The following is a 23,616-nucleotide window of genomic DNA, read 5'->3' as shown; positions in this document are numbered from 1 at the left end:
TCTCCATGCAACGGCGCCTCGCACCGTCCTGACCATGGAGAAACGCATGAATGCCAAAACCTCTGCAGCGCCCTCGCTGCCAAGCCCAAAGCCGCTGTTGGAAAAAGCCCTGCTCACCCGCCTGACCGAGGATGGGCCGACCAGCAATGAAGTGGCCTCCCTCCTGCTGCGCAGCGAACTGAGCATCCTCTACCCCGACCTGAACCCAGACCTCGACCGAACCGTGGTGGGCACCCCCATCTGGACATTCGTCGACAACGAACTGACATGTGTCGATATCCATTACACGCCCCTGACCCACGTCCTGGTGCGGCTGGCCCTGGAAAACACCAAGGCCAACTATTTACAGGGCGAGCACTTCCTCACTCAACAGCCCTCAGCGTCCGAGCCGATTCAATTGCCGGTGGACATCGAGCAGATCGCCACACTGCTCAATGAGTTGGCGTCGGTGTTTTTTGTCGCCTTCAAAGAGCAGCAATTGGCGTTCTGGAACGCCACAGGGGCTGGCCTGCCACGCTGGCAAGAACTGGCTGACGGGCTCGCCGCCGCGCTGAATATCCAGGAGGTCGAGGGCTGGAATGCCGATCACTGCGACATCGCGCGGGGGATCTCGATGTACCCCGACAAGCAGCAACGATTTAGACACCGGCCCGACCTGACGAACATCCAGGTGTGTTTGCTCGACATTGACAGCCCCAACGATAAAAACCTGAAACATCTCATGCTGGCGGGCACAGCCATCGTGCAAGGCACCTTCAAACACACCGACATCCTGATGATGTACACCCTCGAATACGGTTATGAAACCTTCCCCTCTTTTCAAGACTTGGCGACCGCTGCGCAGTCCAGGCTCAGCGCTGCAATGAGCGCCCTGCCCTTGACCATGCGCCTGGTCGAACCTGAGGGTCATTTTTTCGATCACATGGCCTGGGCCCTCATCGCCACCCAGCTCACCGCGATCGACACCGATAGTTTCAACAACCTGGTGAGCACTGCGCCTCAACCGCAGCCACCCTCCAATACCACAGAGCCTTTGGAGCTCAACCCGGATGCAAAACGCCTGAACATGCTAGACGGTGCAATCCCCCACTGGCTGCTCAATGCCTCACCGCACGATTTGAGCGACTACAGCCAGCACATGCTGGACCTGAGCACGCTGTACAACGACGTGCCCGCCGACCTGTTCCAGCTGCAACCCATCAAAGCCTTCGCTCAGGAGAAAATGCGCAACGCCATCCTTGCCGACAACCACCCTGGCGTCGACACACTGCCACTCGATGAGATACAGATCATCCGCACGGAAAGTCTCGCGGTGGGGCCTTTCACCCTGGCTAATCCACTGGAAAGCTACCCGCAGACCCTGGGCGAGTATGCCCTCAGCAACACGCCGCCGTACCTCGCAACCGTGAGCTTCAAAAGCGGGCGAACTGTGCCTGACTGGCTCACGGACAACTACTTGACGAAAATTTCAGAACAGGTCGACATCGGCCAGGTGTATCCAAAACTCATTCAAGACAAACTGATTGACGACCCACTCGAAGCCCCACGGCAACAACGGTTTTACATCCAGCAATTGCGATCGCTGCTGCCACTGCTGGCGCTGGAATGCAAACTCACCCACACCGGCAATGTCGACGAGCAGGGCTGTCGCTTCATCAATGAGCTGGTCACCCCAACGCCCAACACGCCAGACCCTATCGTTATCTGCCCCTTGTCGATACGCCCCAGCCTTCGCATCAGCCAGACTTTCGATGAGGTCCTCAACATCTACATTATCGGCCCCCGCTCGCTACAACACGGCCCGTGCCTGTTGTATCGCCCGTTGCTCGAAAACCCATTGATACAGTTCCCTTCCCTGCAAAACCTCAAGTATGAGTTGCACCAGCCCGGCGAGATCAGAGACTCCATTCTGGCGTGGCTGCCGAACCGGAGTTTGAGCTTCAACTACGCCCATTACGTGTTCCCAACCGGTCTGACCTCAGCCTTCCTGATTTCACAACTGGCGAATACACCGTTGAAGCTATTTGAATGGGGTGGCACCCCTGTGTTTTCCAAAACTGAGCTGACCGGGGATATTTTTGCCGCGTTGTTTGCGGCCAACGCGAAGGCCATGGCGCAGCTGGCGGATCGTGAGTCGCTGTCCAACGCAGAGCGGCGCTGGGCATTGCTGGAAGACAGCGCGTGGGCCATCTTCAATGCCGCTTCAAGCTTCCTGAATGGCTACGTCGCCACGGCGGTGTGGGTCTGGCAAATCTTCAATCAACTCCAGCAAGTGCTCGATACGCCGGCGCAAAGCAATGGTTTGATCAAATGGCAGCGCTTGGGCGACGTGCTGATGGCATTGGCCATCGTGATCACCCACAAGGCCGGGCCACTGCGCAGGGGCAAAGCCCAATCTGCAGGCCTTCGTGGTTCCAGCCCCCCTTTGCCTGCGCCGCCGCAGCTACGTGCCCTTGCTTCAGACAGCCGCGCGTTGCCCCACCACCAGTTCTCGATATTGGCGGTCGAAGGCACCGTGCCGCGCCGCACGCCGACGCAGTGGGGTAGCTACCTGGACGCGTTCAAGGTCGAGGCCCCCGACCTGCGCGACTATGCCCAGCCCCAACAACGCCCGCCGCTCTACGACGTGGGGCAAAACACCTTTGCCCAAGTGGATCAGCGCTGGTTCCAGGTGGTGGGTGATGAAGCTGCCAATATTCACATTCTCGACCCGCACAACCCTGCGCTTACCGGTCCCTGCCTGGCCAAGACGTCGATGGGAACCTGGCGCATCAACACCGACCTGCGCCTGCTGCGCAGCAACGAGAGCTTGAAAAGCAAGTTGAAGGCCTCGCGGATGCTCAGGGCGCAAAAACTCCTGCCACTGGAGCAACAACGGGAAGCGCTGGAGCAACATGAAAAAGTCCTGAAAGGCGAGATGCATACGCTGCTCAAGTCCCCTACCACGCAGACCCTGTTGGAACAGAGTTTGTCCAAGGCCCAGGAGCTGATCGACAATCGCGAGGCGTCGTTGAAGCTGCTCGATCAGTGGAGGAGTGCAGGCGGCACCCTCGGGTATGAAGACAAGCTGCTCCGGCTGTACAAAAGCTTCAACACCTACCTGATGACCTGGACCGCATTCAAACATGTCGCCTATAACACCGCCGTTGAGCGCCTCCTCAAAAACCGCGAATCCGACGACGTGACCACTCGCCAGCAACTCTCGGCAGACATCCACCTGGCGGTGGAAATGGGCCGGCAAATAGACACCAAACTCAACGCTCTGGCGGGCGCTAAACACGCACTGTCCGGCATGGGCTCGGCCGGTGCCATGGACGCCCGGCAAATCGGAATTTCGGAGCGATTTCACACCCGCTGGGAACTGAAAACCAACGAAATCGCCAGCGCCGCCGAACTGTGTATAAGTGAGCAAGCCGCTCAAGACATGGCCCAGGCGCGCAATGCCGTCTACGCGGTAGTGGAGCGCGCTACAGCGGCCAGTAGAAACATGACGCAACTGTTAAAGGACGACCCCCAAGAGGCTCAGTTGGAAACCCTGAGTGACATGGTCGAGGCATTCCAGAGTGTGCGCAATCGAATAGAGGAACTACCCGACGAGTTTCCAGAACGCGTCAACCTCCATGCCCTTGCGGACCTGAAAAGCGTCGTCAACGAATTTCTTCTATTGGCCCAGAGCAATATCGGCACCCGGCTTCAGCAGGCCGCCCCTTCAGCGCGCGCACCTGCCAAGCCCTCGACGTCCAGGCCGCACATAAAAGCCAGGGTCATCAAAAAGCGTCCGCGGGATCAGCCCAAAGAACCGCAGGATGTGCCCAAACAGGCGCCTTTGACGCTGATCCCGCCGTTGAAGAAACAGGCACCAAAACCCACGAACGACTATATCGACATCACCAGCCAAGGGCTCCAACTGACCGGGGAGCTGGACGGTTTTATCAGCGAGACGAAAAGGAGCGCTCTGAAGCCATTTCGGATACCGGCAGACATGCAGGACATCCTCGATCAGCAAGCATTGAAGATGGAGCAGACGCTCCAGACATTCGAACCGCTGCACGCGCTGGCCAAGCAGGCAGGCAACGCCCTCCCGGTCGCCAGCCTGAGTGGAGAGCTGCGTGACGGCGCAGCCCGATTGCGCCGAGAGGGCATCCACATCAGAGCCACGCTGCTCAAGCTGCGCAAACCCCAACAAGGCTACTTTCTATGGCTGCTGGAGAACGATCAGGTCCGGGTCACGCGCAGTCAAGCGGGCAGAATCAAGACCACACAGTTCAACGACTACTTCCAGGAGTACTTCATTCTTGATTCAGCCAACAGCGACCAGCCGTTATGGCTGGCGCACTTTCACTACCCCACCCTCAAGACACCGGCCAATCTGTTCACAGCGGCCCATCTTAAAGTCGACGAAACCTACCTGAGGCAACTGTCAGCCGATAAACAGTCAACGCTCAATACCCGAACCGCGCTGGATAATCTTCTACGCAAGCTCAGCGATCCAGTCGCGCTTGCTGCTTTTTTGCGGCTTGAAGAGCGGCGCCGATGAGAGTCAGTCAATTTCGGCGCACCTTAACCACCCCCATCTGCAAGCCGAAAGGACGCAACACCGCGTTTAAGGCTGACGTATAAACGCAATAAAATGCATATCCGTATTTTAAGCTGAGCTTTATTTCTTCCTCCAACAACGACCACTCCCGCAAATCACGGGCCAATGACCTGACAGTTATCCCCCCGCCAGCTCGATAAATTCCCGGCCTCATCCATAAGAGGTCGGGAAGTCATGCCCATAGCACCCCGCAGAATCGCGCTCTATATCAGCCTTGCCGTTGCCACCAGCCTTCCACTCGCCCAAGCCAGAGGCGACATCGAGTACATGCCGTATTGGTATCAACCCTACGACGCGCTTGATGATGAGTGGTCCTATTTACCCGAGACTGAAGGCGTTCCCATCGATGGCCATTTCACTCGGCAAGCCACCTCCTACAACGGCTTGCAGGTGGCGAATGTGCTGGAGCCCGCACTGACTCGCCTGCTGGAGTCAGGGAAGCTGAGTTCCGAGCAGATCAAGGCCCTGGAAAAACTCAACGCCGAACTCGCGCAGAAACCCGGCGCATTCGGCGCGGCGCTTGAGCAACTGGCCGGCAGCCAGAACGCCAACCTGGCGGCGGCCACCCAAAGCACCACCCAGCAATTGAGCAACCGAGTGCTGTCGACCCTGCGTGAATTGCCCACCAACACTGACAGCCACTTCTGGGTGAAAAACCTCGGCAGCGAAGGTGGCCTCAATAGCCAACGCGGCACTGCCGGCCTGAATACTGCCAACCAGGGCATTCTGATGGGTGCAGATTGGTCGGTCGACCACGCCTGGCGCGTCGGCGTGCTGGGGGCAAAATCCACTAGTCGCTTCGACACGCAGCGCTTCAGCGCAGACCTGGACAGCTGGCACCTGGGCGGTTATGCGGTGCGCCAGGACGGGCCATTGGCGCTGCGCCTGGGGGCGATCTACAGCAGCCATGCCGGAAAGAACCTGCGCGGAATCGAGATCCTGGATTACAAGGACACGCTCAAGGGCCGCTACAACGCCAACAGTCAGAATGTTTTCGGCGAAGCGGGCTATCAACTGGGCAATGACAGCTTCAGCGTCGAACCGTTTGCCGGCCTCGGCTACCAACGCTACAGCCGTGAAAGCTTCAAGGAACAAGGCGGCCCCGCCGCGCTGAACGTCGAGGCGCAAACCCAGCAGAACCTGAGCAGCACCTTTGGCCTGCGCCTGGCTACGGTGTACCGCTTCGATAACCAGATGAGCCTGACGCCCCATTTGAGTACAAGCTGGAAACACCTTTATGGCGACGTCGACAGCCAAGTGCGCCAGTCCTTTCGCCAGCGCGGCATTGACGGCTTCACAATTCAGGGCGCGTCCCTCGATCGCAACACCCTGAGCCTGCAGGCCGGACTCGATCTGGCGCTCTCGACAAACCACATCGTCGGCCTGGCCTACAGCGCAGAAAACGGTTCCAACAGCAGCAACCAGGGCCTGATAGGCCAGTGGCGGATGCAGTTCTGATCAAATCACAGGCGAAAAAAAAGGGGAGCACCTGCCCCCCCGAGGATTAAACGGTCACCTCGAAGGCTGGATCAGCCTTCGATTTCAATCAGGATCTCGCCAGGGTTGACCCGGTCGCCTTTAGCCACATGAACGGCGGTCACCTTGCCGGCAATGGCTGCCTGCACTTCGGTTTCCATCTTCATGGCTTCGGTGATCAGCACGGCTTGGCCGGCCTTGACCACGTCGCCTTCCTTGACCAGCACGTCGACGATGTTGCCCGGCATGGCAGTGCTGACATGACCCGGCGCAGTGGCGTGCTTGCGGTTGCTGCTGCCACCGCTGACAAACTCGTTGAGCGGTTCGAACACCACTTCTTCCGGCATGCCGTCGATGGACAGGTAGAAGTGACGCTTGCCTTCCGCCTTCACGCCGACACCGGTGATGTCCACACGGTAGCTTTCGCCGTGCACGTCGATGACGAACTCGGTCGGCACGCCTTCACCACCGGCACGGGCCACGCCGCCGGCTTCTGGGATGGGCAGCAACACTTCCGGCGCCAGGGTGCCGGCATCGCGTTCTTCGAGGAACTTGCGCCCGATGTCCGGGAACATGGCGTAGGTCAGCACGTCTTCTTCGGACTTGGCCAACGCACCGATTTCGCCGCGCAGCTTGGTCATTTCCGGCTTGAGCAAATCAGCCGGGCGCACGTCGATCACTTCTTCGCTGCCGATGGCCTGGCGACGCAGTTTCTCGTTCACGGTGCCCGGCGCCTTGCCGTAGCCGCCTTGCAGGTAGAGCTTCACTTCGTTGGTGATGGTCTTGTAGCGCTCGCCGGCCAGCACGTTGAAGAACGCCTGGGTGCCGACAATCTGCGAGGTCGGCGTCACCAGCGGTGGGAAGCCGAGGTCTTCACGCACGCGCGGGATTTCGGCCAGCACTTCGCTCATACGGTTGAGGGCGCCCTGCTCTTTCAACTGGTTGGCCAGGTTGGAAATCATCCCGCCCGGCACCTGATTGACTTGCACACGGGTGTCGACAGCGGTGAATTCGCTTTCGAACTGGTGGTATTTCTTACGCACGGCGTAGAAGTACAGGCCGATTTCCTGCAGCAGTTCCAGGCTCAGGCCGGTGTCGAACTCGCTGCCTTTAAGGGCAGCGACCATCGACTCGGTCCCTGGGTGGCTGGTGCCCCAGGCGAAGCTGGAAATGGCGGTGTCGATGTGGTCGGCACCGTTTTCGATGGCCTTGAGTTGGCACATCGCGGCCAAACCAGCGGTGTCATGGGAGTGGATGAAGATCGGCAGCGTCTGCTCGGCTTTCAGCGCCTTGACCAGTTCGCCGGTGGCGTACGGCGTCAGCAGACCGGCCATGTCCTTGATTGCGATCGAGTCGCAACCCATGGCTTCCAGTTGCTTGGCCTGGGCCACGAAGGCTTCGACGGTGTGTACCGGGCTGGTGGTGTAGGCGATGGTGCCTTGGGCATGTTTACCGGCAGCTTTTACCGCTTCGATAGCCACGCGCAGGTTACGCACGTCATTCATGGCATCGAAGATACGGAACACGTCGATACCGTTGACGGCAGCCTTGGCCACGAATGCCCTGACCACGTCGTCGCTGTAGTGGCGGTAGCCCAGCAGGTTCTGACCACGCAGCAGCATTTGCAGGCGCGTGTTGGGCAACGCGGCGCGCAGCTTGCGCAGGCGCTCCCACGGGTCTTCTTTGAGGAAGCGTACGCAGGCGTCGAAGGTCGCGCCGCCCCAGACTTCCAGGGACCAGTAGCCGACTTTGTCGAGCTTGTCGCAGATCGGCAGCATGTCGTCGGTGCGCATGCGAGTCGCCAGCAGCGATTGGTGGGCGTCGCGCAGGATGGTGTCGGTGACAAAGATTTTCTTGGACATTGTTGTATTCCTCACAGGCCTGCGTGGGCGGCGATGGCGGCGGCGATGGCCAGGGCCAGCTCTTCGGGTTTGCGCTTGATCGAGTAGTTGGTCAGCTCAGGGTGGGCTTCAACGAAGCTGGTGTTGAACTGGCCGCTGCGGAATTCCGGGTTGCGCAGGATTTCCTGGTAATAGGCGGCGGTGGTCTTCACGCCTTGCAGGCGCATGTCGTCCAGGGCGCGCAGGCCGCGGTCCATGGCTTCTTCCCAGGTCAACGCCCACACCACCAGTTTCAGGCACATGGAGTCGTAGAACGGCGGGATGGTGTAGCCGGTGTAGATCGCCGTGTCGGTGCGCACGCCGGGGCCGCCGGGTGCGTAGTAACGGGTGATCTTGCCGAAGCTTGGGAGGAAGTTGTTCTTCGGGTCTTCGGCGTTGATGCGGAACTGCAACGCGAAACCACGGTGCTGGATGTCTTCCTGTTTCACCGACAGCGGCAGGCCCGAGGCGATGCGGATCTGCTCACGGACGATGTCGATCCCGGTGATTTCTTCGGTGATGGTGTGTTCCACCTGCACCCGGGTGTTCATCTCCATGAAGTACACCTCGCCCTCGGCGAGCAGGAACTCCACGGTGCCGGCGTTCTCGTAGCCCACCGCCTTGGCGGCGCGCACTGACAGGTCGCCGATGTAGGCGCGCTGTTCCGGCGTCAGTTGCGGGCTTGGAGCGATTTCGATGAGCTTCTGGTTACGACGCTGGATCGAGCAATCGCGCTCGAACAGGTGCACCACGTTGCCAAAGCTGTCACCGAGGATCTGTGCCTCGATGTGCTTGGGATTGACGATGCATTTTTCCAGGAACACTTCCGCCGAACCGAAGGCCTTGGTGGCTTCGGAGATGACGCGGGGGAAGGCTTGTTCGAGTTCTTCGCGGCTGTTGCAACGGCGGATACCGCGACCGCCGCCACCGGAGGTGGCCTTGAGCATCACCGGGTAACCAATGCGGTCGCCTTCGGTGAGGGCCTCGGCAATGTCGGCGACGTTGCCTTCGGTGCCGGGGGTGACCGGCACGCCGGCCTTGATCATGCTGCGGCGCGCTTCGGTCTTGTCGCCCATGCGGCGGATCACTTCAGCGGACGGGCCGATGAATTTGATCCCACGTTCGGCGCAGATGTCCGCCAGTTCGGCGTTTTCCGACAGGAAGCCGTAGCCGGGGTGCAACGCATCACAACCCGTTTCCACCGCCAGGTTCACCAGCTTGCGCGGGTTCAGGTAACCGGCCAGGGGCTCGGCACCAATGCTGTGGGCTTCGTCGGCACGTTTGACGTGCAACGCGTGACGGTCGGCGTCGGAGTAGACCGCGACCGAGCGAATGCCCATCTCGGCGCAGGCACGCACGATTCGTACGGCAATTTCACCACGGTTGGCGATCAGGATCTTTTTTATCACTTGGAAATTCCCTTGAGCCGATTGCTGCGTTCTTCGACCCGCTGGATCCGGGTCGGCGCGTGACCAAATGTTTCATGACAGTCGCGAGACACACACTAAGCCCGCCGAGGGATTAACAAAAATCAATAATTATTGGGTCGTGCATAAGTAAAGACTTATAGTTGAAGCCATCAGGTTTCGGGGAGCGTGCCAAAAAATGCGTAAGTCATTGATGCGTATGACATTGCGTCAATTACAAATCTTCAATGAAGTGTGCGATTTGCGCTCCTACAGCCGTGCCGCCGAGGAAATGTCCCTCACACAACCGGCCGTTAGCCTACAAATTCGCCAGCTGGAAGAGCTGATCGGCCAACCGCTGTTCGATTATGTCGGCAAAAAGCTCTATATGACCGAAGCCGCCGAAGCCCTACAGCGCGCCAGTCGCGATATCTTCGGGCGCCTGGAAAACCTCGATATGCAGCTGTCGGACATGCAGGGTTCGCTGCAAGGCCAGTTGAAGCTGGCGATTGAATCCAGCGCTAAATACTTCGTTCCACACCTGTTTGCCGCCTTCAAGCGCCAACATCCCGAGGTGCAGTTACATCTCACGGTGGTGAACCGCGCCCAGGTGATTCGCCGGCTTTCGGACAACCGCGATGACTTGGTGATCATGTCCATGGTGCCTCAGGACATGGGCCTGGAATTCCTGCCATTCCTCAACAATCCGATCGTCGCGGTGGCACCGCCCGATCACCCGCTGAGCCTGCAAGGGCCGCTGCGGCTGCAGGACCTGGAACCCTACACGCTGCTGCTGCGCGAACCGGGTTCCGGTACGCGACTGGCGTGCGAAGAGTATTTCAAGGAAAAACGCGTGCACTTCACCCAGACGGTGGAAGTGGCCTCGGCCGAGGCGCAGCGCGAGTGTGTCTGCGCGGGGTTGGGCGTGGCACTGCTGACACGTCACGCGGTCAACATGGAACTGGCCACCGGCGGGCTCAAGGAGCTGCCGGTGGAAGAGCTGCCGCTGTACCGCAGTTGGTGCCTGGTGCAGGCCAAAGCCAAGCGCCTGTCACCGGTGGCCCATGCGTTCCTGGGCTTTATCCGCAGCGAACGGGTGCAGATCAGCGCGTTGGCTGAGCGTTTCGCTGGGCAGCCGCGGGTGCCTGCCAGTGGAGTTCCGGGTAGTCACTGATGCTCTGGAGCAATTGGCGCTCCTCGCAACGGTCTTCGATTGCGCGACGGAACGCCATGCGGCGTTGGTCTTCCTGCTGACGACGGGTTTTGACGGAGCTGTTGCTGTCTTCGTAGGGCCGGGCCATTTGGAGTCTCCCAATGCGAGTACGGGGAGTTCAGGATGGCCCTGGGCGATGACGGTTTGGCGGCGCGGGGATTACAAACTGATGAAACTTTGATCAATCATCCAATGCTTTGACGGACTTGGGCGACAACCGCAGGCTGCGCAAGCTGCGCTTCACGCTCTTGAGGTGGTTGACCAGGCTCGGCCCGCGCGCCATGGCCACGCCCATCGCCAGCACGTCGATCACCACCAGGTGGGCGATGCGCGAAGTCAGCGGCGTGTAGATCTCGGTGTCTTCATGCACGTCAATCGCCAGGTTGACCGTGGACAGCTCCGCCAACGGCGTCTGGCTCGGGCACAAGGTGATCAGCGAAGCGCCGCTTTCACGCACCAGGTTGGCGGTGATCAGCAAGTCCTTGGAGCGGCCCGACTGGGAAATGCAGATCGCCACATCCGTAGGCTTCAAGGTCACCGCCGACATGGCCTGCATGTGCGGGTCGCTGTAGGCCGCGGCGGTGAGCAGCAGACGGAAGAATTTGTGCTGGGCGTCGGCCGCCACCGCGCCCGAAGCACCAAAACCATAGAACTCGACACGCTGGGCCTGGGACATGGCGGTCACGGCCTTTTGCAACTCCACCGGGTCGAGCTTCTCGCGCACTTCCATCAGGGTATGCAGGGTGGTGTCGAAGATCTTCAGGCTGTAGTCGGCGACGGAGTCGTCTTCATGGATCGCGAATTGACCGAAGCTGGCACCAGCGGCCAGGCTTTGCGCCAGCTTGAGTTTCAAGTCCTGGAACCCGGAGCAACCGATGGCGCGGCAGAAGCGCACGATGGTCGGCTCGCTGATGCCCACGCTGTGCGCCAGGTCGGCCATGGAACTGTGCATCACAGCCGCAGGGTCAAGCAGCACGTGATCGGCAACCTTGAGTTCCGATTTGCGTAACAGGTGGCGCGACTGGGCGATATGTTGCAACAGGTTCAAAGGGCAGGACTCTTGTTATGGGCAGGGCCAGGGATGTAGCAAGCTTGTAGTTATACTACAAGAATTGTCGTTTTGCCCGTCCGACGCATCACTAAATCGCCCTGCTCCCCTTTGAATCTAAGGGCGGCCAAGTTGTAGCCACAGGGGCGTCCCAGGTATCACTAGGGATAATCTGCATTTTTCCGTAACAATTCTGCCAGCCCTTCGGCCTGCATCGGCCGGCTGATCAAATAACCCTGCACCTCGTCACAACACTCACCACGCAGGAAATCCAGCTGCTGCTGATCTTCCACGCCTTCGGCCACTACCTTGAGCGCCAGCCCATGGGCCATGGCGATAATGGCGCGGGTGATAGCGGCGTCTTCACGCCCCTGGCCCAGCCCACGGATGAAGGTCTGGTCGATCTTCACGTAGTCCACGGGAATGCGCTTGAGATAGCTGAGGGACGAATAACCGGTGCCGAAATCGTCGATCGCCAGCTTCACGCCCAGGTCCCGCAGTTGCTGGAACGTGGCGATGATGTGTTCGACGCTGTCGAGCAATTGGCTTTCGGTCAGCTCCAGCTCCAGGTATTGCGGGTCCAGGCCGGTTTCTTCGAGCACCTGGCGCACCAGGCTGACCAGCTTGCCCTGCCGCAGTTGATGCACCGAAAGGTTCACCGACACCCGGATCGGCGCCAGGCCCTGGCGCTGCCATTCACACGCCTGCCAGCAGGCCTCGCGCAGCACGAATTCGCCGAGCGGCACGATCAGGCCAGTCTCTTCGGCCAGGCCGATAAAGTCCCCCGGCGGCACCATGCCCCACTGTGGATGGTCCCAGCGGATCAGCGCTTCGGCGGCATTCAGCTTGCCGGTGGCTAGGCACAGTTTCGGTTGGTAGAACACCGTGAGCTGGCGCTCTTCGATAGCCTTGCGCAGATGGTTTTCCAGCTGCAAACGCTCCAGGGTGCTGGCTTGCAGGCTGTCGGTGTAGAACTGGAAATTGTTGCCACCCAGGTGCTTGGCATGTTGCATGGCCATGTTGGATTGGCTGACCAATGCAGAAATTTCCCGCGCGTTGTCCGGCAACAAGCTGACGCCCATGGAGGCACTCACCACCAGCTCATGCCCTTCCACCGTCACCGGCACCCGCAATTTCGCCAGCAACCGCGTGGCGACCCGCGCCAGGCTCGACAGGTTGCCGTAGGCGTCGAACAACACGGCAAATTCGTCGCCGGACAGACGCGCGATGGTGTCCGCCTCAGGTAACGCGTTGATCAGGCGGCGCGCCATTTTTTGCAGCAACTGGTCGGCGACTTCATGGCCAAGGCTGTCATTGAGCAGCTTGAAACGGTCGAGATTGATGTGCAGCAACGCCAGGCTGCGACCGCCCTGGCGTACTCGCTGATGGGCCTCGCGCAGCCGTTCGCGGAACAGCGAGCGGTTGGCCAGGCCGGTCAGCTCGTCGTAATGGGTGAGGTAACGCATGCGCTCTTCCGACTCACGCCGCGCCGAAAGATCGGCGAAGAAGCCCACGATATGGCTGACTTTTCCCCGGATATCGCGCACTACATTCAATTGCAGCCACTGCGGGTACAGCTCGCCGTTCTTGCGCGTCTCCACCAGCTCACCCTGCCAGGTGCCGTGGCTGAGCAATGCTTGGCGGATCACCGGGAAGTGCCGGCGAGCATCACGACTGCTGGGCAGTTCGACCACATTGCGGCCGATCATGTCGTCGGTTTCAAAGCCGGTGACACGGCTGAACGCCTGGTTGACGGCAATCAGCTTGTAGTCCGGGTCAAGGATCACGATGCCTTCGCTGGCGGCCTCGAATACCGTCGAGGCCAAACGCTGCTGTTCTTCCAGGGCCTTGCCGGCAGTGATATCGCGGCGTGTACCGAGCATGCGCGTCACCCGTCCACTGGGCGCGCGCTCTACGGCGCGGCCACGGTCTTCGATCCACACCCAGTGCCCATCGCCGTGGCGCACGCGGTATTCCACCAGGTAGTCCTCGCTACGGCCCTTGAGGTGTTCCACCAAGGCACGCTTGAGCAGTGGCAGGTCTTCGGGATGCAGGCGTGGCTTGAGGTGGCTGAGCATCGCCGTGACGTATTCCGGCTCCAGGCCGAACAGTTCCTTGAGCTGGGTGTGATGGACTTCGTCGGTTTGCAGGTTCCAGTCCCACAGGCCCAGTTCACTGGCTTGCAACGCCATGGCCAGGCGCGCTTCGCTTTTATTCAGGGCCAGGCTGGCGGCGTCCAGCTCCTGGCTGCGTTGCGCCACGCGGTCTTGCAGACCGATCTGGGCTTCGCGCAGCTCTTGCTCGACCTGACGACGTTGTTCAACTTCGCGCACCAGCTCCTGATTGAGTTGCTCGCTGCGCTGCTGCGCCTGCTGCAGATGCTCGATCAACGCCTGGTTCTGAAAACGGCGCAGCAGCCCGCGCTGGATCAGGCGATTGACCTGCCACGCCACCAGGCTCAAGGACGCCAACAGGATCAGGCCGAGTACACCCCAACCGCGCTGCTGCGGGTCGCCGGTCCAGAACAGGTAGAGGATGGCCGGCACCAGGCACGGCAAGGCAAACGACAAAAACGCTGGCAGGCTCACGGCATAGGCCACGCTGGCCGACAGCGTCGCTGCGCCGATCAGGCCGAACACCCAGGCTTGTTGCATGAAGCTGTCGACCGGCACCAGCGCGATGGCGGCCGTGGCCAGGGTCAAGCCGCTGACGGCCGAGCCGAGCATGAACATCCGCCGCCACACCGGCTGGGCCTGGCGACTGGGCATGGCCGAATCGAACGCCGCCACCTGGATCACGCGCATCGCCACCAGGGCCAGCAGCCAGACCAGCCAGATGCTGTCCAGCAAGTATTGCTTGGGGTTCCACAACAGCCAGGCGCAGACCAGGCCATTGACCAGCATCAACAGGGTCGGCAGCAGCGAGCCTTGATACAGCAGGCGCGTGCGCTCAACCGCCATCTCCGTGGCGTAGTGTTTGCGAAGAACCTGCGCGGGCGCCGCCGAGGGGCCGAGCAGGTCGGTGCTGAGGGTCATAGGCAGTGTTCTTATAATGGTGAGCCCGAAACGTCGACGGAGCATACACAAGCAAGCGCCTGGGCCAAACTGCTCTGCGTCATAAAAACCGCACGGTCATGCAGCGCAAACTTCCGGGCCAGACGTCTTGAGCGAGACGCTGCGCGGGCTGTGGCCATTGACCGACCGGTCATCACCCTGGCGGTTTTGTGTCGACCACCCGGCATTGGTATTTGCCCCACTCCCCCGGGCACCCTAGAATGCGCCGATGCGCGATGATCTCTCCCTTTTGCTGAACTCCCTCAACGATGCCCAACGCCAGGCCGTAGCAGCCCCCGTTGGCCGTCAGTTGGTCCTGGCCGGTGCTGGCTCCGGTAAAACCCGAGTGCTGGTGCACCGTATCGCCTGGTTGATCCAGGTCGAAAACGCGTCCCCGCATTCCATCCTGTCGGTGACCTTCACCAACAAGGCCGCTGCCGAGATGCGCCACCGCATCGAGCAGTTGATGGGCATCAGCCCGGCCGGCATGTGGGTCGGCACCTTCCACGGCCTGGCGCACCGCCTGTTGCGGGCGCACTGGCAGGAGGCGGGTTTGGCCCAGACCTTCCAGATCCTCGACAGCGATGACCAGCAACGCTTGGTCAAGCGGGTGATACGCGAGCTGGGCCTCGACGAACAACGTTGGCCGGCGCGCCAGGCGCAATGGTTCATCAACGGCCAGAAAGACGAAGGCCTGCGCCCGCAACATATCCAGGCCAGCGGCGATCTGTTCCTGGCGACCATGCGCAGCATCTATGAGGCCTACGAGGCCGCCTGCGCACGCGCCGGGGTCATCGACTTCTCCGAGCTGCTGCTGCGCGCCCTCGACCTGTGGCGCGACAATCCAGGTCTGTTGGCCCATTACCAGAAGCGCTTCCGCCACATCCTGGTGGACGAGTTCCAGGACACCAACGCCGTGCAGTACGCCTGGTTGCGCCTGCTGGCCAAGGGCGGCGACAGCCTGATGGTAGTGGGCGACGACGACCAGTCGATCTACGGCTGGCGTGGCGCGAAAATCGAGAACATCTACCAGTATTCCGAAGACTTCCCGGACGCGGTGACCATCCGCCTGGAACAGAACTACCGCTCCACCGCCGGGATCCTCAAGGCCGCCAACGCCTTGATCGCCAACAACACCGGGCGCCTGGGCAAAGAGCTGTGGACCGACGGCGGCGAAGGCGAGGCGATCAACCTGTACGCCGCGTTCAACGAGCACGATGAAGCACGCTACGTGGTGGAAACCATCGAAAGCGCGCTGAAAACCGGCCTGGCGCGCAGCGACATCGCGATTCTGTACCGCTCCAACGCCCAATCGCGGGTATTGGAAGAAGCCTTGCTGCGCGAACGCATCCCGTACCGCATCTATGGTGGCCAGCGCTTCTTCGAGCGTGCCGAAATCAAGAACGCCATGGCCTACCTGCGTTTGCTGGAAGGTCGCGGCAACGATGCGGCACTGGAGCGGGTGATCAACATCCCGGCGCGTGGCATCGGCGAGAAAACCGTCGAGGCGATTCGCGACCACGCGCGTCATGCCGATGTGTCGATGTGGGAAGCCATGCGCTTGCTCATCGTCAATAAAGGCCTGACTGGCCGCGCAGCCGGTGCTTTGGGCGTGTTTGTCGAGCTGATCGAGAACCTGGCGGCCAAGTGCGCGGAAATGCCATTGCACCTGATGACCCAGACGGTGATCGAACAGTCCGGGCTGATCGCCTACCATGAGGCGGAAAAAGGCGAGAAAGGCCAGGCCCGGGTAGAAAACCTTGAGGAACTGGTGAGCGCCGCCCGTGCGTTCGAAAACACTGAGGAAGACGAAGAGCTGACCCCGCTGGCCGCGTTCCTCGGCCATGCGTCGCTGGAAGCCGGTGACACCCAGGCGGATGAGCATGAAGACAGCATCCAGCTGATGACCTTGCACAGCGCCAAGGGCCTGGAATTCCCGTATGTGTTCCTGGTGGGCATGGAAGAAGGCCTGTTCCCGCACAAGATGAGCCTGGAAGAACCCGGCCGTCTTGAGGAAGAACGCCGTCTGGCCTACGTGGGCATCACGCGCGCCATGCAGAACCTGGTGATGACCTACGCCGAGACCCGACGCCTGTACGGCAGCGAGACCTACAACAAGGTGTCGCGCTTCGTACGTGAAGTACCGAAGGGCCTGATCCAGGAAGTGCGCTTGTCCAACAGCGTCAGTCGCCCGTTCGGCGGCGGGCAGCAGCAGAACTCCAGCAGTATGTTCGCGGGTTCCGAGATTCCGGAAACCCAGTTCAGCCTTGGCCAGCAGGTCAGGCATTCGGTGTTCGGCGAAGGCGTGATCCTCAACTTCGAAGGCGCTGGTGCACAGGCCCGGGTGCAGGTGAACTTCGCCGAAGGCAGCAAGTGGCTGATGATGGGCTACGCGAAGCTTGAAGCCGTCTGAAACATTTCCCAACATGAAGCTTATTGGCCCGCCCTTGTTTTTAACAGGCGCGGGCCAATATCAGTAATAAGTCCTACAGACCATTCTGAATCGGTCCTACGCAAAAGCCCGAAACATTATGTCGCTAGCCACTGCCTCTACACCTGTGCAACATGGCGCGCGTGCAATCCACAAATGGGAATTCCCTTTATGAAACGTTTTCTTAGCATCGCCATGGCGTTGTGCATCGGCCTGACGATGAGCATCGACGCCAACGCCAAACGCTTCGGTGGCGGCAAAAGTTCCGGTGCAGCACCGACTCACCAGACCAGCCAAATGGCTCCATCCGCCGGTGGCATGGGCGGTGCAGCCGCGACCGCAGGCGCAGCCGGTGCTGCTGGCGCCGCTGCCAAGGCCGGCGGTGCTTCGCGCTGGTTGGGCCCTCTGGCCGGTATCGCTGCCGGTGGCCTGCTCGCTTCCATGTTCATGGGCGGCGGCTTCCAAGGCATGCAGATCTTCGACATGCTGATCCTGGCGGTCATCGCCTTTGTGATCTTCCGCTTTATCGCCGCCCGTCGCCGCAAGCAGCAGGAGCACCTGGCTCCAGCCGGCGCGCCGATGCAGCGTGAAGTGTTCGAGCAAAAACCAGCCATGGGCTCGATCTTCGGCGGTTCGGCAGCCCCTGCTGCAGCCCGCCCGGTGATCAACGCGCCAGCCTGGTTCAACGAAGAGCGTTTCGTCGAAGCGGCTCGCAGCCACTTCCAGTCCCTGCAGCAGCACTGGGACGCCAACGAAATGGACAAAATTGCCGAGTTCGTGACCCCGCAACTGCTGGAGTTCCTCAAGCGCGAACGCGCCGAGATTGGCGATGCATTCCAGTCGACTTACATCGACGACCTGCGCGTGCAGTTGGACGGTGTTGATGATCGCGCCGACAAGACCATCGCCACCCTGACCTTCAGCGGTGTGTCGAAGACCTCGCGTTTCGACCAGGGCGAAGTGTTCAGCGAAAGCTGGAACATGGAACGTCCACAAGGCGACAACCAGCCTTGGCTGGTCGCCGGTATCCGCCAGAACGGCTGATCCCTGCACGCTTGAGCAAGCAGTTACAAAAAACCCCGGACTTGTCCGGGGTTTTCTATTTCACGGTTGCACTTATAGCGAGCTACTGTATAAAACGCCCCTATAAACCGCGCCATCTAGCAAGAGGATCCCGGCCGTGGAAGAAATCATCGAACAATTGCGTGAAGCCAACGAACCGGTCCCGGTTCCTTTGGAGCTGCCTGACGAAGACCAACTGGTGGAAATCGAGGAACAACTGTTCATCGATATCCCGTTTGTCTTCCGTGAATTTTTGCTGACCGTCAGCGACGTGGTGTATGGCAGCCTGGAGCCGGTGACCGTCACCGACCCTCAGTCCCATACCTACTTGCCCGACGTGGCTGCCAATGCCTGGGATGCCGGTGTTGATCGCAGCATGATCCCGATCTGCCAGGACGGTGACGACTACTACTGCGTCGAAGAAGACGGCACCGTGGTGCTGTGGTCCGGCGAAGAAGAACTCGTGACCGAAGAAACCTGGGAATCGGTGTGGCACTGGGCGCGGGACGTCTGGCTGGAAAGCTGAGCCCACACCCAGGCGCTTAGTGCTCGGGCGTATCCTTGTGGTTATCCAGCGTCTCCAGCAAGGCGACCTGCATCCGCGTATGCACGCGGATGAACCACCGCCAGAGCACGGCCGCCACTGCAGCCGTGACCACAGCGATCAGCACCAGCAACTTGTTGGTCGGCAGAATACTGGCCGACAAGGCTGCCAATAGCAGGAAGATCACCAGCAGCGACAGGATCGGGATCAGCTCCGCAATCACCCGCCGTACGCGCTGGGTATGCCGCCCGGCCATTTCGGGCTTCACGCTCATCTCCGCCAACAGCATCGACAGCGCCTTGAGCTTGCGATACGCCGCAATCAGGAAGGGCAGCGACAGCAACAACGCCCCGCCCCAGATCAATGCCTTCTGCCAGCTCGGATCGCTGATCCAGCCTTCCAGATACCCACCAATACGCGCCGCGAAAAAGCTGCCGGCGAAGAAGATCGCCACCACTAGCGCCAGGTTCACCCCGACTTGCAGGATGATCTTGCGAATCATCGACGCCAGCATTGCGCCTTCACCTTGAGGCTGGATACTGCGCAGCCATTCGCCGTACATGCCGAACACCCGGCTCATTCGCTTGGGCATGACCGCTGCAATCTTCAAGGACAATGGGTCGGCACCGCGAATCAGATAGGGCGTGAGCAGTGTGGTAATGGCTGAAACCGCCACGGCGACGGGGTAGAGGAAATCACTGGTCACCTGCAACGTCATCCCCAACGCCGCGATGATGAAGGAAAATTCGCCAATCTGTGACAGCCCCATGCCCACGCGCAGTGAGGTACGGCCGTCATTGCCGGCGATAAACGCCCCCAAGCCACAGGACAGCATCTTGCCCAGCACCACCGCCACGGTGATCACCGCAATCGGCCACGCGTATTGCAGCAGGATCTGCGGGTCGATCATCAAGCCGATAGCCACGAAGAAGATGGCGCTGAACATGTCGCGAACCGGCTCGATCAGGCGCTCGATCTTAATCAACTGACGGGATTCGGCCATGATCGCGCCGATCAGGAACGCGCCCAGCACCATGCTGTACTCCAGCTTGACCACCAGCAGGCAGAAACCGAAACACAGGCCCAGTACGGTGATCAGCAGCATCTCGTTGCTTTCGAACTTGGCCACGTAGGCCAGCAAACGTGGCACCAGCAAAATGCCGATGACCAGCGCGACGATCATGAACAACGACAGCTTGCCGACCGTGGAAAACACCTCGCCGGAGCTGACCGTGCCACTGACGGCAATGCTCGACAGCAAGGCGATGATGCCGATGCCGAGGATGTCCTCGACAATCAGCACGCCGAAAATCAGCTGGGCGAAGCGCTGGTTCTTCATCTTCAGGTCATTGAGCGCCTTGACGATGATGGTGGTGGAGGAAATCGCCAGGATCGCGCCGAGGAACAGCGAGTCCATGGTGTTCCAGTCGAACCAGCGGCCGATCTCGTAGCCGATCCAGATCATCAGGATGATTTCCAGGAAGGCCGCGATGAACGCTGTGGCGCCGACCTTGAACAGCTTGCGCAGGCTGAACTCAAGGCCCAGGCAGAACATCAGGAAGATCACCCCCAGCTCGGCGAGGGTCTTGATGGTGTCTTCGTCGTGGATCAGGCCGAACGGCGGGGTGTGTGGGCCGATGATGAACCCGGCGACGATGTAGCCCAGCACCACCGGTTGCTTGAGGCGGTGAAACAGGATGGTGACAACCCCTGCCACCAGCATGATCACGGCCAAGTCCTGGATAAAGCTGATGGCGTGCATGGCGAGGGGCTCCTTGAGGGTACTGGCGCTTTTCCCACTTCCGCCCGCGCCTTTGAAATGTCGCAAAGGGCGAAAGGAAAAGTCTGCCTGGATCGTAAGAAATGCCCTGAGATGGGCTTTTGAAGGTTAACACCGCGACTTCCGGCAGAAAGCCGGTGCAATATATGGAAACAGATCGGTACACGCGTGACGGCAAGCCGACCACCGGCGTCCCGTTAAGGAAGGCGCAGCAAAGATTCCAGCACCCGCAGAGGTGCCCCCCAACCAATGCCTACAACCCGTGAGTGTGCTATGGAACCCGGAAACGCCCAGCTGTCGATGACGGTATTGATGACCCCCGATATGGCCAACTTCTCAGGCAATGTCCACGGCGGCACCCTGCTCAAGTACCTCGACGAAGTGGCCTACGCCTGCGCAAGCCGTTATGCCGGCCGTTATGTCGTGACGCTGTCGGTGGACCAGGTGATTTTCCGCGAGCCGATTCATGTCGGCGAGCTGGTGACCTTCCTCGCGTCGGTCAACTACACCGGCAACACCTCGATGGAGGTGGGCATCAAGGTGGTGACCGAGAACATCCGCGAACGCTCGGTGCGCCACACCAACAGCTGCTTCTTCACCATGGTGGCCGTGGACGACCAGCGCAAACCGGCCGCCGTGCCGCCGCTGCAGCCGCAAAACAGCGAGGACAAGCGCCGGTTCGTGCAGGCACAGCAGCGCCGGCAGATCCGTCAGGAGCTGGAAAAGCGCTATCAGGAAATCAAAGCCGACGCGTAATCACAGGCCGATCGGCGTCGCCTCGAACCGCACGCGGGGATGGGCGATACGGTCCTGAGCACGCACCAGCTCCAGTTCATAACTGGCGCAGGCCTGGGTTTCCAGCAGCACTTCATGCACGGCTGCGGCAGTGAACTCGAACGCTGCCAACAGGCTGTCGCCCAACAGCACCCGCGCCAGGAACAGCCCCGAGGTCAGGTCGCCCACGCCCACGGGCTGACGTGGAAACGCCAGCAGTGGCCGGCGCAGGTGCCAGCTGCCCTCGGCGGTCACCAGCAGCATCTCGAAACCGTCCGGCAGCTTGCCGGGGTAATCCAGGTGCTTGACCAACACCGCCTTCGGCCCGCGTGCCAGCAACGCCTTGGCCATGGCCAGGCAGTCGAATAGCGATTGCGGCTTGCGCCCGGCAAAGCTGTCCAGTTCCAGCTGGTTGGGACACAGGAAGTCAGCCATGGCCGCGGCTTCGTCCAGCAGGAAATCGCTGACTTCCTGGGGCACGATGCAGCCCTTTTCCGGATGGCCCATCACCGGGTCGCACAAATACAGGGCCTTGGGGTTGATGGCCTTGATGCGCGCCACACCGCTGAGAATCGCCCGCCCCTGGTCCGCACTGCCCAGGTAGCCAGACAGCACGGCGTCGCAGTTGCCCAGCTCGCCGATCGCGGCGATGCCTTCCACCAGCGCCGGAATTTGCTGCGGCGCCAACACTTCGCCCGCCCATTGGCCATACTGGGTGTGGTTGGAGAACTGCACCGTGTTCAACGGCCAGACGTTCACCCCGACGCGCTGCATGGGGAAAACGGCGGCGCTGTTTCCGGCGTGGCCAAAGACCACATGAGACTGGATCGCAAGCAGATGAGGTGTGCGTTTCATGCGCGGGATTTCCGTAAAGCCATTGAAATTCTGGCCGCGCAGTATGCGACTAAACGCAGCCTGTACGACAGACCGGCGACACAGTTAAGCTGCTCTCACTTTGTTGGAGTCTTTCGCATGCTGACCCTGGGAAACATCTTCGTGTTGATGCTGCTGGCGACCGGTGCCGCCTGGGTGTGGCACAACCACGGCCTGCGCGAGCGGGCGCTGGAGCGGGTCAAGCAGCATTGCGCCAAGCTCGACATCGAACTGCTGGACGGCGCGGTGGCGCTCAAGCGTATCGGGTTTGTGAAGGATGCCAACGGTCGGCGGCGCTTGGCGCGTATCTACAACTTTGAATTTACCGTGACCGGCGAAACCCGCCATCCGGGAACCATCACCCAATTCGGCACCCACAGTGCGCAGATCGAACTGGCGCCCTACCCGTTCGAGATCAAGACGCCGCTGCCCAGCGCCGAAGTGATCGAGCTGAGCCAGTGGCGCCAGGACCACGCCAAGAACCGTCAGTAGCGACAGGCCTTTAGTGCGGCCTGCAAGGCGGCCACGTCCTGTGGCTCGCTGAAAATCAATTCGATACGTGAATCGCGGCGCCATTCGCTGGCCTGCCAAGCCAGCGCGCTGTTATCCACCGCGTTGGTCGAAACCCACCCTTCGGCGCTGTGGATAACCAGTTTGGCGCGGCGCCATTCAAGGCTCGTCAGCCACTGGTCGACGCGGCGCATATCGAACTGCTGGCTCGGGTGCCAGCGCCATCCGATGCTCCAACCACCTTCTTGGGTCTGACTCAGACAGATCGGTTGAGCCGGATCGCTCCACAACGCCGGCATTTGCGCGAGGCCTTCGGGCACTTCGATGTTATCCACAGCGGCTGAAGCCTGCGCATTCAGGCCGGGCAATTGTTGCAGGGGCAATTGCGCCTGGCGAGTCCAGTAGAGCGGGCATTCGGGCAACTGCCGTTCGATTGCTCGGCGCTGCCCGGCGTCCAACCCTTCATCTTTGTTCAACACCAGCAACCCGGCACTCGTCAGAGCCTCTTGCTGCGCTGGCGGCAATGGTTTTCCTGCTGCCAGTGCCTGGGCATCCAGCACCAGCACACAGGGCTGGACGGCCAGCACGCCCTGCCATGGTGCCTGCCGCAACTGCTTGAGCAACTGCGCCGGATGGCCCAGGCCCGACGGTTCGATGAACAGCCGGTCGGGCTTGGCCTTACGCAACAGACGACCCAGTCCTACCTGGAACGGTGCACCATTCACACAACACAGACAGCCCCCGGCGACTTCGCCCAGGGCAATGCCGTCGTCATCCTGGGTAAGCAAGGCGGCATCCAGGCCGATCTGCCCGAACTCGTTGATCAGCACGGCCCAGCGCTCGTTGGCCGGGCGCTGGGCGAGCAGGTGCTGGATAAGGCTGGTCTTGCCGGCGCCCAAGGGCCCGGCAATCACGTGGGTGGGAATGTTCTGCAGCATGAGGGGCATCGTTCGGACCGTGTAGAGCGTT

16 protein-coding genes are annotated in these 23,616 nt (G+C 60.7%); 8 read left to right on the top strand and 8 right to left on the bottom strand.

The genetic code is table 11. The annotated features are described in order from the left end of the window. Window positions 1-46: 46 nt before the first annotated feature. Window positions 47-4,537: a dermonecrotic toxin domain-containing protein gene (locus tag HX823_RS18460; protein ID WP_177075886.1), complete on the top strand. Its 4,491-nt coding sequence runs from the start codon at window positions 47-49 to the stop codon at window positions 4,535-4,537. Between the two features lie 234 nt (window positions 4,538-4,771). Next, window positions 4,772-6,055, top strand: coding sequence for an autotransporter domain-containing protein (locus HX823_RS18455; protein ID WP_177075884.1), 1,284 nt, complete (start codon window positions 4,772-4,774; stop codon window positions 6,053-6,055). A 71-nt stretch (window positions 6,056-6,126) separates the two neighbouring features. Here HX823_RS18455 and oadA read toward each other — a convergent pair whose 3' ends face one another. Continuing rightward, window positions 6,127-7,935, bottom strand: coding sequence for a sodium-extruding oxaloacetate decarboxylase subunit alpha (gene oadA, locus HX823_RS18450; RefSeq protein WP_038845482.1), 1,809 nt, complete (start codon window positions 7,933-7,935; stop codon window positions 6,127-6,129). An 11-nt stretch (window positions 7,936-7,946) separates the two neighbouring features. Then, the gene (locus HX823_RS18445; RefSeq protein ID WP_049710865.1) at window positions 7,947-9,362 is read right to left on the bottom strand and encodes an acetyl-CoA carboxylase biotin carboxylase subunit; all 1,416 of its coding nucleotides are present in this window, start codon (window positions 9,360-9,362) and stop codon (window positions 7,947-7,949) included. A gap of 196 nt (window positions 9,363-9,558) precedes the next feature. Here HX823_RS18445 and HX823_RS18440 point away from each other — a divergent pair, with 196 nt between their 5' ends. Beyond that, window positions 9,559-10,533: a LysR family transcriptional regulator gene (locus HX823_RS18440; protein WP_033897252.1), complete on the top strand. Its 975-nt coding sequence runs from the start codon at window positions 9,559-9,561 to the stop codon at window positions 10,531-10,533. On the opposite strand, the gene HX823_RS32030 is transcribed toward HX823_RS18440, so the two are convergent. The 3 genes from HX823_RS32030 to HX823_RS18430 form a co-directional block, all read right to left on the bottom strand. Further along, entirely contained in the window at window positions 10,463-10,660 is a 198-nt protein-coding gene (locus HX823_RS32030; protein WP_016978665.1) for a PA3496 family putative envelope integrity protein, read from the bottom strand. The genes HX823_RS18440 and HX823_RS32030 overlap by 71 nt on opposite strands. A gap of 93 nt (window positions 10,661-10,753) precedes the next feature. Beyond that, the gene (hexR, locus tag HX823_RS18435; RefSeq protein WP_003177007.1) at window positions 10,754-11,620 is read right to left on the bottom strand and encodes a transcriptional regulator HexR; all 867 of its coding nucleotides are present in this window, start codon (window positions 11,618-11,620) and stop codon (window positions 10,754-10,756) included. Window positions 11,621-11,781: 161 nt separating this feature from the next. Next, window positions 11,782-14,655 carry an EAL domain-containing protein gene (locus HX823_RS18430; RefSeq protein ID WP_177075882.1) on the bottom strand — a complete coding sequence of 958 codons (2,874 nt, stop codon included), beginning with the start codon at window positions 14,653-14,655 and terminating at the stop codon, window positions 11,782-11,784. 247 nt (window positions 14,656-14,902) lie between these two features. Here HX823_RS18430 and uvrD point away from each other — a divergent pair, with 247 nt between their 5' ends. From uvrD to HX823_RS18415, 3 genes are all read left to right on the top strand, one after another. After that, window positions 14,903-17,086, top strand: coding sequence for a DNA helicase II (uvrD, locus tag HX823_RS18425; RefSeq protein ID WP_033897250.1), 2,184 nt, complete (start codon window positions 14,903-14,905; stop codon window positions 17,084-17,086). Window positions 17,087-17,275: 189 nt separating this feature from the next. Continuing rightward, window positions 17,276-18,148, top strand: coding sequence for a Tim44 domain-containing protein (locus HX823_RS18420; RefSeq protein ID WP_033897249.1), 873 nt, complete (start codon window positions 17,276-17,278; stop codon window positions 18,146-18,148). A gap of 136 nt (window positions 18,149-18,284) precedes the next feature. Next, on the top strand, window positions 18,285-18,692 hold the full coding sequence (locus HX823_RS18415; protein ID WP_017739032.1) for an SMI1/KNR4 family protein: 408 nt from the start codon (window positions 18,285-18,287) through the stop codon (window positions 18,690-18,692). A 16-nt stretch (window positions 18,693-18,708) separates the two neighbouring features. On the opposite strand, the gene HX823_RS18410 is transcribed toward HX823_RS18415, so the two are convergent. Further along, the gene (locus tag HX823_RS18410) at window positions 18,709-20,472 is read right to left on the bottom strand and encodes a cation:proton antiporter (protein WP_038845475.1); all 1,764 of its coding nucleotides are present in this window, start codon (window positions 20,470-20,472) and stop codon (window positions 18,709-18,711) included. Between the two features lie 291 nt (window positions 20,473-20,763). On the opposite strand from HX823_RS18410, the gene HX823_RS18405 reads away from it, so the two are divergent. Next, window positions 20,764-21,246, top strand: coding sequence for an acyl-CoA thioesterase (locus HX823_RS18405; protein ID WP_016978672.1), 483 nt, complete (start codon window positions 20,764-20,766; stop codon window positions 21,244-21,246). On the opposite strand, the gene pdxY is transcribed toward HX823_RS18405, so the two are convergent. Continuing rightward, a complete protein-coding gene (pdxY, locus tag HX823_RS18400; protein WP_038845473.1) occupies window positions 21,247-22,119 on the bottom strand; it encodes a pyridoxal kinase PdxY in 873 nt (290 codons plus the stop codon). Between the two features lie 117 nt (window positions 22,120-22,236). On the opposite strand from pdxY, the gene HX823_RS18395 reads away from it, so the two are divergent. After that, window positions 22,237-22,629, top strand: a complete 393-nt coding sequence (locus HX823_RS18395) for a DUF3301 domain-containing protein (RefSeq protein WP_038845459.1) — start codon at window positions 22,237-22,239, stop codon at window positions 22,627-22,629. Here HX823_RS18395 and HX823_RS18390 read toward each other — a convergent pair. Then, window positions 22,623-23,585: a GTP-binding protein gene (locus tag HX823_RS18390; protein WP_177075880.1), complete on the bottom strand. Its 963-nt coding sequence runs from the start codon at window positions 23,583-23,585 to the stop codon at window positions 22,623-22,625. The two genes, HX823_RS18395 and HX823_RS18390, sit on opposite strands and share 7 nt — an antisense overlap. Between the last annotated feature and the right edge of the window lie 31 nt (window positions 23,586-23,616).

The organism is Pseudomonas sp. P7759 (assembly GCF_013386445.1).
Taxonomy (GTDB): domain Bacteria; phylum Pseudomonadota; class Gammaproteobacteria; order Pseudomonadales; family Pseudomonadaceae; genus Aquipseudomonas; species Aquipseudomonas azotoformans_A.
Note: the sequence above shows the minus strand (reverse complement) of the source record. Positions and strands in the feature narration are given on the sequence as shown.